The sequence below is a fragment of the Paenibacillus sp. FSL R5-0701 genome, from assembly GCF_037973995.1.
Taxonomy (GTDB): domain Bacteria; phylum Bacillota; class Bacilli; order Paenibacillales; family Paenibacillaceae; genus Paenibacillus.
Genome location: NZ_CP150230.1, coordinates 4,723,778 through 4,736,510, shown reverse-complemented (window position 1 = coordinate 4,736,510; position 12,733 = coordinate 4,723,778). Strand labels below are relative to the sequence as shown.

At 44.2% G+C, this 12,733-nt stretch carries 12 protein-coding genes and 1 tRNA gene; 11 read left to right on the top strand and 2 right to left on the bottom strand.

Annotated features, from left to right (window positions below):
- Nucleotides 1–195: 195 nt before the first annotated feature.
- The 5 genes from MKZ13_RS20900 to MKZ13_RS20880 all read left to right on the top strand — a co-directional run bounded on the left by MKZ13_RS20900 (nt 196) and on the right by MKZ13_RS20880 (nt 4,949).
- Nucleotides 196–268 (top strand) — tRNA-Val (locus MKZ13_RS20900).
- 183 nt (nt 269–451) lie between these two features.
- Nucleotides 452–2,662 (top strand): M1 family metallopeptidase, encoded by a 2,211-nt coding sequence (locus MKZ13_RS20895; protein WP_339177874.1) that lies wholly within the window; start codon nt 452–454, stop codon nt 2,660–2,662.
- A gap of 340 nt (nt 2,663–3,002) precedes the next feature.
- Nucleotides 3,003–3,260, top strand: coding sequence for a hypothetical protein (locus MKZ13_RS20890; RefSeq protein WP_339177871.1), 258 nt, complete (start codon nt 3,003–3,005; stop codon nt 3,258–3,260).
- Nucleotide 3,261: 1 nt separating this feature from the next.
- Nucleotides 3,262–4,260 (top strand): hypothetical protein, encoded by a 999-nt coding sequence (locus MKZ13_RS20885; protein ID WP_339177869.1) that lies wholly within the window; start codon nt 3,262–3,264, stop codon nt 4,258–4,260.
- 2 nt (nt 4,261–4,262) lie between these two features.
- Entirely contained in the window at nt 4,263–4,949 is a 687-nt protein-coding gene (locus MKZ13_RS20880) for a hypothetical protein (protein WP_339177866.1), read from the top strand.
- Nucleotides 4,950–5,073: 124 nt separating this feature from the next.
- Here the strand turns inward: MKZ13_RS20880 and MKZ13_RS20875 are convergent, their stop codons facing one another.
- Nucleotides 5,074–6,285: a chromate transporter gene (locus tag MKZ13_RS20875; protein WP_339177864.1), complete on the bottom strand. Its 1,212-nt coding sequence runs from the start codon at nt 6,283–6,285 to the stop codon at nt 5,074–5,076.
- 219 nt (nt 6,286–6,504) lie between these two features.
- Here MKZ13_RS20875 and MKZ13_RS20870 point away from each other — a divergent pair, with 219 nt between their 5' ends.
- The 5 genes from MKZ13_RS20870 to MKZ13_RS20850 all read left to right on the top strand — a co-directional run bounded on the left by MKZ13_RS20870 (nt 6,505) and on the right by MKZ13_RS20850 (nt 9,396).
- Nucleotides 6,505–6,924: an organic hydroperoxide resistance protein gene (locus MKZ13_RS20870; protein WP_017687397.1), complete on the top strand. Its 420-nt coding sequence runs from the start codon at nt 6,505–6,507 to the stop codon at nt 6,922–6,924.
- Nucleotides 6,925–7,096: 172 nt separating this feature from the next.
- On the top strand, nt 7,097–7,663 hold the full coding sequence (locus MKZ13_RS20865) for a YdhK family protein (protein ID WP_339177861.1): 567 nt from the start codon (nt 7,097–7,099) through the stop codon (nt 7,661–7,663).
- A gap of 109 nt (nt 7,664–7,772) precedes the next feature.
- Nucleotides 7,773–7,952, top strand: a complete 180-nt coding sequence (locus MKZ13_RS20860; RefSeq protein WP_017687398.1) for a hypothetical protein — start codon at nt 7,773–7,775, stop codon at nt 7,950–7,952.
- Nucleotides 7,953–8,426: 474 nt separating this feature from the next.
- Nucleotides 8,427–8,981, top strand: a complete 555-nt coding sequence (locus MKZ13_RS20855) for a copper amine oxidase (protein ID WP_036614723.1) — start codon at nt 8,427–8,429, stop codon at nt 8,979–8,981.
- A gap of 97 nt (nt 8,982–9,078) precedes the next feature.
- Complete coding sequence (locus MKZ13_RS20850; protein ID WP_036614722.1) at nt 9,079–9,396, top strand: DUF1292 domain-containing protein; 318 nt, start codon at nt 9,079–9,081, stop codon at nt 9,394–9,396.
- Nucleotides 9,397–9,604: 208 nt separating this feature from the next.
- On the opposite strand, the gene MKZ13_RS20845 is transcribed toward MKZ13_RS20850, so the two are convergent.
- Nucleotides 9,605–11,080, bottom strand: a complete 1,476-nt coding sequence (locus tag MKZ13_RS20845; RefSeq protein ID WP_047844430.1) for an aminotransferase class I/II-fold pyridoxal phosphate-dependent enzyme — start codon at nt 11,078–11,080, stop codon at nt 9,605–9,607.
- Between the two features lie 176 nt (nt 11,081–11,256).
- On the opposite strand from MKZ13_RS20845, the gene MKZ13_RS20840 reads away from it, so the two are divergent.
- Nucleotides 11,257–12,549 carry an MFS transporter gene (locus MKZ13_RS20840; RefSeq protein ID WP_339177860.1) on the top strand — a complete coding sequence of 431 codons (1,293 nt, stop codon included), beginning with the start codon at nt 11,257–11,259 and terminating at the stop codon, nt 12,547–12,549.
- The last annotated feature ends 184 nt before the right edge of the window (nt 12,550–12,733 follow it).

Sequence of the window (12,733 nt, the reverse complement as noted above, 5' to 3'; positions counted from 1 at the left end):
ATTTGGTGAATGTATGTTTATTGGATTTTGACCGTTTTGTTAAGTTTCTCATAGGGAATTCACCTCGTTGTAGAAATGGTAATCTTTCCTTTATTGTGCACCATTTTGGGTGAATTATAACCAAATAAATCATTGACAATGAACACGGTTACTTGATATGATACTGTTACTTGATTGGGAAACAATTATATACATGATCTGTTAGCTCAGCTGGGAGAGCACTATCTTGACAGGGTAGGGGTCAGTGGTTCGAGCCCACTACAGATCATACACGAGAAGCCTTACAATGTAAGGCTTCTTTTTTTTACATACAAACATGAATGCGATTTGCGATAGCTCCATTTTCTCTCCTCTTTTTAAACAAAACTTAAATAAAACATAAATTCAGCGTAAGGTTCGTCTTCTATACTTGGTTCTGAGGTCAACATAGAACAGGAGAAGGAGAGAACTTATGAATTATTCAAACCCATTTACATCAAAGTTAGCCAGAGTAGGGATCGCGGGTACACTGGCTTTAATACTGGCAACAAGCCCACTTGTCAAAATGGGGGTTGTTGCCGCGGAAGCAGACCTATCGCCTGTATCTACAAAGATACATAACACACAGAAAGACTCTCTTGAGCAGACCCCGATTCAATACCAGATCCAGGCTCGGTTGAATGAGAAGGACATGACAATCCAGGGGAGCGAGATGGTAACGTATCGCAACACAAGCAAGGATGCACTCCAGCAGCTGGTCCTTCATACATATGCTGATGCGAACCTCTCCAAGTCTACACAGGCGAGCATGTACCAACAGCATAATGAGAAGATTAGTGAAGATCATCCGGAGAAGACAGCGGAGGACTTTCTGGGTGGCATCGATATTCAGGCTGTAACCGCAGATAGCCAATCGCTGGATTTCCATAAGGAAAACCAAGCGTTGACCGTGCAGTTGAAAGAGCCCGTTCAACCAGGCGAATCGGTATCATTCCAACTGGAGTTTCAGTTGAATATACCCTATGGCTCACAGCGAGTGTCCTACTACAAGGACATGATCAATGGTGCACACGGGTTCCCGGTGATGTCTGTATACGACGAGGTTAAGCATCAATGGAACAAGGCACCGTATAGTCGAACATTTGAGAGCGATTATTACACCTCATCGGACTTTGAAGTTCAATTAAATGTTCCTGATGAGTATCAGGTAGCCATGCCGGGCACGATCACCACTCAAGACAGTACAGAACATGATCGTAAGATAGTGTCTGCTGTAGCCGAGAATACGAGGGAGTTTGTTTTCTTTGCAAGTCCTAATCTTCAAGTGGAACGTGCTACCCGTAACGGTCTAACGGTGGAATACTATTATTTTAACGATGATCCATCCAAGAAAAAGATAGTTGACCGGTACATTAATCAGGCATTCAAGGTCATTGATTTTTATAGTGAAAAATATGGCAAGTATCCCTATCCAGAGTTCCGAATTGTCGAAACGTATGTACAAGGCGTTGCCGTGGAGTATGCGAGGCTCATTCAGATGGGACAGATTCAAAATGGTGCTGTTCCAGAAGAAGACACAACATTTGTTCATGAAATAGCGCATCAGTGGTTCCATGCATTGATCGGTAATAACTCGGAGACAGAATCCTTCCTGGATGAAGGCTTTGCTGATTTCTCCATGGTGTATTTTGCCGAGAAACAGGGAGACAAGCTAAATGGGTTCAGATCCATACAGTTTGATACTGCGCCCGTAGATATGGCGATTGCGTCAACAAACGATGAAGCTGGGGATTTGGCAAGTTTGGTATATTATCAGAAGGGGCGACAAGCGATCTATCAGCTTTACCGTTCCGTCGGTGAAGAGAAATTTGACGAGTTCATGAGGACATATTTCAAACGCTACGTGTACCAAAATGCAACGGTAGAGGGGCTGCTCCACACCATTGAAGATGTGCTTGGTAAGGAAGTACGTACAGAAATGCAAATGGCCCTATATCAGCCTAACTTTGTTTTAAAGCCGGAATACCAATTATCACAGGAAGAGACCGCCGCCTATGTACATGACATGTTACAACTACAGTATCAGGCTGTCATGAGAATGATCCCTAATCTGCCTTATGAAGTAATGAATCGATTGATGGACAAAGTCCTTCAAGGCGAGGAATTAACCATTGTGCTCAGCGATCAGGTGAGTAAACTTGCAACTAAACAGCAGGAAGATATGGTTAATCAGTTGACCGGATTCCTTGATATGACCGGTATGAAATACGACGTTATACGGGATCGTAAGGAACTGAAGCAAAAGATGAAAAAAGAGATCGGCAACAGCAACCTTATTGTCATTGGCAATGCCAAGTCAAACGGGTTGGTGCAGGCTTTAAAGTTCAGCATGATCGATCGGGCGAAACAGACAGGTTTTCCTTGGAAAAATACCATGAATGAACCTCTCGCTGCTGGTGCATATGTGATCAAACATCCCTTTAATCAGAATCGATTGATGCTTCATTATTTTTGGAATGAGGATCATCTGAGTGATGCGGCATATGAACCTTTTAAGCTGAAAATACAGGAGTCTATCGGATTCACTAACGATTTTTACCAATACTATCTATTGGATCACCAAGGCAAGGAGAAATCCAATAAAAAAATAGCGAATCCCATATCTTCATTTTTTGCGGAGTAATAAGTCATTGGTTTTAAAAAGTGAAGAGAGCATCCCTTGTAACACCACGAAATAATTGTTTAAGAGAACATCTATATTGCAGTTTCTTCCTCTAATCAGGTTAGCCAATTGTTATTGGTTAGCCTGTTTAGTCATTTTAACAAAAGCAAACCGATGGTTGCACAACTCACTCCCCTCCATAGGAAAGATATAACCTTCAAAAAGTCTAAAAGGAGATAAAATTTTATGTTGTTTTGCAAACCAGTCTTGGAATATTAGGCCTTAAAATGGGCATGATGCTTTAACAGAAAGGTAACTTCATGAATATACTTATCGTGAGAAAACAATAGGAGGGATTAATATGAAGGATCAACATTATCCGGGCATGCCATGGAAAGAGACAGTCACTGATCACAACGGTAAGGAAAGCAAAGGAATTAACAAAATGAAAGCGTATTCATATAATGCAGGCATTCGCTCTATCATTCGTGTTATTCAGGGGCCGGCTGCGAATATGGGTAATGTTGTTGATCTCTCAAATCTACTAAAGGGCGCATCGGAATTAGTATACTTCTCTCCATTGGACATTGTCACCCTGAACGTTAAGGAGGTTGTGTAACATGTCAATGATTGAAAAAAATATCCAGGCAGAACAGACTGCTAATGTCACAGCCAACAGTTTCACTTCACCTTATGATTATTGCGATGCAGAAACCAGACGGATGTACACGCCTCAATTTGATAAAAAAATGGACAATCCTATCTATACCGCTGCAATGGCGGGTCTGCAATCGATCTATTGGTTTCGGGCGATCAAGGTAAAAGGGCTTATCCCTGATGCAAAAGCAGATTATTATGCTACGTATTCTACCAACCATAATCACATCGGAGGAATTGGACTAGCCTATTCGAACAGCCCGACAGGACCATGGACCAAACATGGACAAGTGTATCTCGATACCGTGGTTGGGAATTCGACGGAAACTCCATTTGTGATCTGGAACGATGAAGAACAATTGTTCTTTATGTATTATCAACAAAACGGTCTAGGGATCAATCAATCAACGGCACTTGCGACCTCTGTAGACATGATCAACTGGACAAGAGTGGGTTTGATTTTGGACAAACCTCCTGGGTTCCCTGGTGATGGTCATACCGGTTACTTCTCGTGTTTCAGAAATGGCGGCAAATGGATCGGTTTCTCGGTGATGGGCGGTGGTGACTTTGGTCGTAAATGTATCTGGCATTCACATGACGGACGTAGCTGGTTAGCTGATCCAAGGCAATTAATGGGTGGTAATGATGCCACTTTAAGTGCGGGAGAAAACATTTCGAGACCCAATGCTGGTGTATTTATGTACAAAGGGAGCATGTGGTGGATAGGCATGTTGTCGGCTTATGCTTCCGGTGGGGTTACGACTGTAGCTCGGCCAGCCATTGCCAAGATCAGCGCAGACTTTCGTCAACTGCTGGACAAACCTACGAATATATATTTTCCGGCATTGAATTGGGAAACGACCAACATGCAATCCTTAATGGTGTCCGTTATGGACGGCGTAGTGTACGTGTATTACAATACCGATCATAATATCGGTGTAGCCTATTCGGTGGGGGTGTAGAGATGGTTATACGTGATGCAGCAGGTCAGATCGTGCCCTTTGGAAAGGTTCACAAACAGCTTGTGGCCGATTTTCTTTATGGAATGTTACCGGATTGGGTGGAGGTGGTGGGCACCCCTACGTTTGAGCCTTTGCCCGACAGAGGGACCATAACCGTTACAACACCAACAACGGCAGGAGCCACGGCAGAGTTGAAAATGAAACATCTGATTGACAGCTCAAAAGTAACCGCAATTGCAATCACTTTGGAAGCGCTACAATTAAACGGGAACATTGGAATCTCAGTTCAGGTTGGCATTAAATCGAAGGATAGCAAGGCCGGAATCACCTTTTTTCAAAATGTAAATCAGAAGTATGGTATGGTCCGTGCCTATAAAGCAGATGGAACGTACACGGATTTTAATCAAAACATGGTGTTCTTCACCACACATGGCGTAGCAGGAGATGAAGCACAGAACCGTAAGAATCTCACTGTGCTGCTCTGTACCGGATTACAGTTCTCGGCTGGGTTCGAGAGACCGTCCGTATGGCTTGGTGCGGATGATCAATATGGCGGTGTTGCTGCTGACCTTAGCGGTGGGTTGTTCCAACATGGAGAATTGCAATGTCTTTTGAAACTGACTACAAGTAAGGCAGAGGCCAAGTATTTCAAATGTGCACAGATGAAAGTGGATATCTGGAGTAACTGATTGGAATGACAAAGAGAATAAATAGATTATCTGCATGGATAGGTGAAAGATATACTTGAAGTAATGTGGTACCTAAACACGGACGCTTTGAAAATGAAGTGCAGTGTTTGGGTACCTTTTATATTTAGAGAAGGTTCATGATTGTACCGCCTGCTGCACCAGCAACGACAACGATCCAGGGTGTTACTTTCCAAAAAACGAGCATTAGAAACAACATACATACCAGTGCAAAATCAACAGGAGTTAGGATCGCGGTTGTCCAAAGCGGATCGTACAACGATGCTAACAAAATACCTACAACAGCTGCATTAATTCCGATTAATGCTCCTTGGATTTTTGAGCTCTTGCATAAAGAATTCCAGAAGGGCAATGCGCCTACGATCAGAAGGAACGCTGGCAAAAAGATAGCAATCGTTGCAACCAAAGCACCTGGAACCCCACGCATCATCGCTCCTAAATAACTGGCAAAGGTGAACAATGGTCCGGGTACAGCTTGTGCTGCTCCATATCCCGCCAAAAAGTCGGACTTGTTCATCAGACCTGGAGGGACAAATTCACGTTCCAGTAACGGAAGTACAACATGCCCTCCACCAAATACAAGTGATCCTGAACGGTAGAAGCTATCAAAGAATAACAGCCATCCCGAACGATCAAATGGTGTGAGTAACGGGAGAAGAATCAGGATTCCAAAGAACGTAGCCAAACAGACTATTGCCAAGTTACGACTCACCGGAACAGACAAGTCTGCTGTCTTAATACCTGTCATTTTTCTAAAATGAATCATGCCTATTATGCCTGCAATAACAATAAAAAGGATTGGAGTGAACGCAGTCTGCCACACAAGAGTCGCCGCTGCAGTAAAGATAGCGATGGTTGCCCTGTAACGGTCAGGAGTTAGTTTTTGCCCCATGCCCAATATCGCCTGAGCGACAATAGCTACAGCAACAATCTTAAGGCCGTGAATCCAGCCAGTACTGCTGATATCAAATCCTTGCAGAAGGAAAGCGAACAAAACTAACGCAATGACAGAAGGAAGTGTGAAACCAAGCCAAGCCACCAGTCCCCCCAACAAACCGCTGCGGATGATGCCAATTCCTATTCCGACTTGACTGCTGGCAGGCCCGGGCAAAAATTGACATAACGCAACTAAATCTGCATAGCTTCGTTCATCCATCCACTTTCTGCGGCGAACATATTCTTCATGAAAGTAACCAAGATGAGCGATCGGTCCTCCAAATGAAGTCAGGCCAAGTTTAGTTGATACAGCCAACACCTCAGAAAGTGCTCTGACTGTATGTTTGGGCTTGTCCGGGGTTAGAAATGAATTATTCTCCAAACGTGTTATTCCTCCTTAACGGTTCGATGCAGGCTATCCAATAACTACATTATAATTCTCATCATCGCTATTCATTTAAACGCAGCATTAAACTATATTATTTTTTTATATTAGCTATTTACATACGCAATTTAATTGTGTACAATGTAATTGTTAGCTATTAAAGAAAGATCAAAATTTAGTCAAAATAAATCTAATCAACTAAAGGAGTTTTCACAAATGAAAACATTATATGAAACAACAGTCATCAATACAGGCGGACGTCAAGGCATCGTACAATCCCCAGATAACGTGTTTATGCTGGATGTTGCTGCACCGCCTGAACTCGGAGGACAAGTGACGACAGCTACTAATCCGGAGCAGTTGTTTGCAGCAGGGTATAGTGCTTGTTTTAACTCCGCACTGGAGTTTCAATTGAAGAAACACAAAGTTGAGATTGAGAGAAGTACCGTAGCTGCAACCGTAATGTTGGTGACGGACTCTGAGGATAACGGCGTGAAGCTTCAAGTCGATTTGGAAGTTAAAATTCTTGGTCTGGACGAGGAGACAGCACAGAAGTTTGTGAAACTTGCCCATGACTACTGCCCATATTCCAAAGGAATTAAAGGAAACGTGAATGTTAACGTGGAACTGGCGTAATCATTGATACTATTTGTTGTTGATAAGAAGCCTCCGAGAAATCGGAGGTTTTTTTGGTGTTATTTTGTTCCGTTGTAAGATTTGCTTTGCCCTGAAAAAGCAATATTAATGATTGTGATATACCTATAGGGGGTATAATGATGGTATAAATAGAATTAAAGGAGTGCAGAACATGAAAAAGTACGTATTGACCATATCGACTATATTAATTACAAGCAGTTTGGTTTTGAGTGGATGTGGCAAGGAGACTCGGCAGACTATTAAAAGTAACGATGGCAGTCATACAGCTGCCGCAGGTGAGATGCACCATTCTGAATCGGGAGAGCTACCGGAAGGACTGCACGAAAAAAACAATCCTACCTTCCCAATAGGAAGCCAGGCGCTGATGAGTGCCGACCACATGTCGGGCATGAAGGGTGCGAAAGCAAAGATCGTTGGAGCATATGAGACTACGGTATATGCAGTTACGTATACGCCAACCACAGGCGGAGATCCCGTGCAAAACCATAAATGGGTTATCCATGAGGAAATTGAGGGCCATACGGATCAAGCGTATGCGGCAGGTTCTGAGGTAGTGTTGAGCGCTGATCACATGAAAGGAATGAAGGGCGCCAAGGCCACAATTGACTCTTCTGAACAGACAACGGTATATATGGTTGATTATACCCCTACAACAGGGGGAGATTCGATAAAGAATCACAAATGGGTCACAGAAGAAGAATTATCTGCTATTGAATAGAACCATTTGTATGAAACAGCCTTTTTAAGCATAAAAATCAATTTAACACTCAATTATGGGTTATAATGGTATTAAGTTTACACATAACTGCTGAAAGGGGAATGTACTTATGATGGATTTTAGCAAACCACCCCATGGCTCTGAGACCGATACTCACCGTCAGCGTCATCAGGAGAATGAACAGAAATACCTGTCCGGAGGCAAGAGCATTTGGTATGAGATCAGCAACTGGCTCATTCTCGGAGGTATACTCCTTGTCATATTTTTATTATTTAAATACGTTTTCTAAATAGACACACAACCGGGCGAATCCCCATATGATGGACTACATCAGTAAGCACTTGGGGAAATGGGGAATCCGGGATGGCAAAAGCAAAGGGCAAGAAAGCTCCCGCATTAAAGAGTGATAAAATACGTGTATCCATGAAGTTGGTCACTTCGGATGTATGTGAGAGATGTAAGACACCCTGTACACGAGGAATGGATTATGCTGCACGTATGAGAATTGAAGGGGCTTTAGGCAAGGGCGTTCCCTGTATATTGACCCGCCATACTTCTTCATAACTCTTCGTATAATCCCGTATATATAACAATTATAGATTAGGGGCATCCTTTAATGAGGATCGCCTCTTTTTGTGCATTCCAAGGGGTGGAAAAAATTCTGGATAAAAAATGAAAAATGATGAAAAACAGCGCAACTTTGTGGATGAATCTGCAGTATAAATGTACAACAGCTAGCAGCAGGGGAGGGAATATTGACGGGATGAAATGGAAACGAATATTGCTTTGTGTCACGGTATTCTCCTTGCTCGGCGGGTCTTTATTGTTTGCTGACTCAGTGAACGAGAAGATTCGTGTTCTCATTAACGGCAAGGAAGCAGCTGATGGAGGTTATCTCATTGATGGAACGACCTATGTACCTGTAAGAGAAGCCGGAGGCGTCGTCAAATGGGACAGCAGTAACAAGAGAGTAACGGTGATCAAACCGAATGTACATATTTTTCTCTTCAAGGGAGACACTGTATTTGGCAACGTTAACGTAGGTAAGCTGAAATTCAATGTATTTTCACAAGTGGACAGTCTGACAGCAGATGTAGCTGCGGTGAAAGTAACGATTACCAATCCAAGCGGTCAGGTGAAGGATATCCAGTCACAGGAGCTTACGACACAGAAGGATAACTTCTGGTTCCGCACATATGATTTTACGTATGATTTCAGTCGTGCTGGCAAGTATCAAGTTGGCTTTCATATTAAAGAAAATGCAAACAGCAGCTACGTCCTGGTAGCGGAGAAAATCATTACAGCGCTGAACGATTGAAGCGAAAATAACCCTGTGAGTTAAATTGACCTGGGTCATTGAACATGTTACGATATGCAAGGTTACACAATTTCTATTTATAAAGCGAGGTATTTCAATGAGCGATCACACACATGAACACGGCGATGGCTGCGGATGCGGGCAAGACCACGACCACGACCACGAGCATGAAGAAGTCCTTCTCACATTAACAGACGAGAACGGCCAAGACGTGGAGATGGTTTTGGTGGAGACGTTTGACGTGGAGAAGCATGTTTATGCGCTCCTGCTGGAACGTAACAATCCTGAAGCTGACGGCATCATCCTGCGTATGGAAGAAGAAGACGAGGAAATGGTGCTCTACAATATTGAAGACGAAGAAGAGTGGAACCGCGTTGAAGCGGCTTACAACGAACTCGTTGCATCACAAGAATAGTCATTCTTTTGGAACATAACATGAAGGCTCCTTGATCTCAGGGGGCCTTTTGTTTTGTTTTTAAGAGGTATATGAGCATTATCAAGACTGTATTGTAAGAAAAATAGACGGAAAAATGCAAACTTGCTTGTCTCATAAAATAAAAGAAGGACCAAGCTTAAGGCTTGATCCTTCAAGTTTATTCCATTCACATGGTGATGGAGTTGTTTTAGAAAATGGCATCGGCTTCCACGATCACTTTAACGTTGGTTACGCTGCGATCTTCGGGTCCTTTGACGGGTAATCCAACTTCGACATGATCGATGATGTAGTCGATATTTTCCTGGGTGATAACCTCACCCGGCAACAGGATTGGAATTCCTGGCGGATAGACATAGATGAATTCCGAGATAATACGTCCCGCGGATTCCTTAAACGGAATCACTTCGGTATCACCGTAGAATGCATCGCGTGGAGTCAGCATCAACTGTGGAATATCCGGTACTTTTACGACCAGTTCATGGGCCGGGTTCACTTGGTAATAGGTACGGGAGAGATCCTGCAAAGCGTTCAGCAAGATATCCACACTGTCATCTGTATCTCCTGGCGTGATGAGACACAGAATATTGTACATATCACTAAGTTCGACCTCGATGTTGTAATGTTCACGCAGCCAGTTCTCTGTCTCATACCCTGTAATACCCAGATGGCGAACATGGATCGTTACCTTGGTTGGATCATAGTTGAAGGTCGCTTCTGTACCCAGCAACTCTCTACCGAAGCAATACAGTCCATCCATATCGTTAATTGAACGTCTGGCAAACTCAGCCAGTTCAATCGCCTTCTGTGCAATCTCACGACCGTGGAGTGCCAGGTTACGTCTTGATGTATCGAGTGAAGCAAGCAAAATGTATGAAGTTGATGTTGAGGTGAGCAGACTCAGGATCGTCTGTACACGCTGCGGATTCACGAACCCATTCTTTGTGTTCAGGTTGAGTACGGAACTCTGTGTCATGGAGCCACCAAGCTTGTGAACACTGGTTGCAGCCATATCGGCACCTGCTGCCATCGCAGACAACGGCAGATCCTCATGGAAATGAATGAGGACGCCATGTGCTTCATCAACAAGTACAGGGACTTGGTAGCTGTGTGCCAGCTCTACAATCTCTTTCAGATCGGTAACCACGCCGTAATAGGTCGGGTTAATTACAAGCAATGCCTTGGCATCTGGATGACGCTCAAGTGCGCGACGGATAGACTGTGTAGTCACTCCATGGTCAATGCCCAGATTGGCATCTTGAGAAGGAGAAACAAATACGGGTTTCGCACCTGAGAAAATAATGGCGGACAAAACCGATTTATGCACATTACGGGGCACAATAATTTTGTCACCCGGTGAGCATACAGACAGAATCATGGTCATAATGGCACTGCTTGTGCCTTGTACACTAAAATAGGTATAATCGGCTCCGAAGGCATCTGCTGCCAAAATCTGTGCTTCTTGAATGACACCGGTTGGCTGATGCAGGTCATCCAACGGTGCGATGTTAATCAAATCTATGGAGAAGGCATTATCGCCAATAAATTCACGGAATTCGGTATCCGCTCCCAATCCTTTTTTATGGCCCGGAATATGAAACTGTACCGGATTGAGTGCCGCATGATTTTTTAAAGCGGTAAACAGCGGCGTACGGTGGTGATTCATCAGTGCTGTCACAACCCTTCCTAATAAAATTGGTAAACAAAGATGAGTATAGCAAATTAAGAACCGAATGCAACAGTATAATCGACAATTTTTTAAATTGCCGAGATTTGGGCACATTCCCCACGGTTACACTAAGGATAGGGAATAGGCAAATGAACACCGAAAGGGGAAAAAGAATGCAAACCGACACAAAACCAGCCAAAATTTTGCGATCACCATTTTTTATCGCGATGTGGCTGACACTTTTTCTAGTTGAAATTATCAAAGGAGCCCTGTTGGTAGCTGTTTTGCCCGTGTATATGGACAATATACTGGGTCTGTCTGCAGGCGTCATTGGTGTGGCATTTGCTCTTCAATATCTGGGTGATAATCTGTTCCGGGCGCCTTCCGGCTGGGCAGCAGAACGGATCGGGTTCCGCGCAACGATGGTTACAGCACTAATCTGTACCTTAATCGCTGTTATTATGATCCTTTTTCTCAAAAGTGCCTTTGGACTGGCCATGGCCTGTCTCATTCTTGGCATTGGTACGTCACCACTATGGCCTTGCGCCATGACAGGAGTGACTGCGATGTCAGGCCCACAGAACAAGAATGGTACAGCAATGGGGGCGCTGGAGATGGCTGCTCTAGGGGGAACGGGGCTTGGACCTATAGGCATGAACTGGCTGCTGGAGCGCACGCATCATGATTATCGAACCATATTCCTCGTGCTGATGGGTTGTGCCATTCTCGTTATTCTGGTGGCCATGATTCTTCCTGGACGTGTCATTGTTGAAGGTGAGCATGCCGAGCAAGCAGCGAAGAATAGTGATGTGAAATATCCAGCCAAACCGAATCTGCTCACGCCGTTCATCCGGCTGCAAAAGAGTGTGAAGGGCACACTGCAACGGGTACGCAGCACACTTAATGTTAATCCGCTCGTGTATCCTGCCTTGTTTATGCAATCGTTTGTCATTGGGCTTCTTAGCCCAGTAATCACGCTATATACACGCACAGACCTGCACATCTCACCGAACCTTTACAGTTTGTTGCTGATTGCGGGAGGTGGAATAACCGTTATTGCCTTGCTGCCTGTAGGTAAAATGGTAGACAGGTTTGGCACGAAACCGTTCCTGAACGTTGGTTTTTTGATGGCGGCGGCGAGTCTGTTCGCATTCTCCTCCATAACATCCATTCCGGTGGTGTTTGGTATTGTCATGCTGGTGGGCATCAGTTATGCCATGATTTTGCCCGCCTGGAATGCTTTTGTAGCCACTCTGATTCCCAAAGGAGAGCGGGGAGCAATCTGGGGATTCTTCCTTACATTGCAGGGATCAGGCATGGTTGTAGGCCCCATTGTTTCCGGACTGCTGTGGGACCACGTGAGCCATCCGGCCCCATTCATTGGCAGTGCCATCGTCATGGCAGGACTTGCCGTTGTGCACTTTGTGTTATCCCGCAATCCGTTTCGCACCGCTCCAGCCAAATAAGCAAAAGAAAAGGGAGTTCCACCAACCGTCTTGGTCGTGGAGCTCCCTTTTTCGCGTCCGTTATATCACGATAATCGGGGGCTTGCCCCTGTGCGTCTGCGGAAAGCTGCAATCCTGCGGTCCTTTCGGTGAAAAATAGTCAAATAACCAAGTACCCTTACATAAAATGAAGTATAAAATAGGG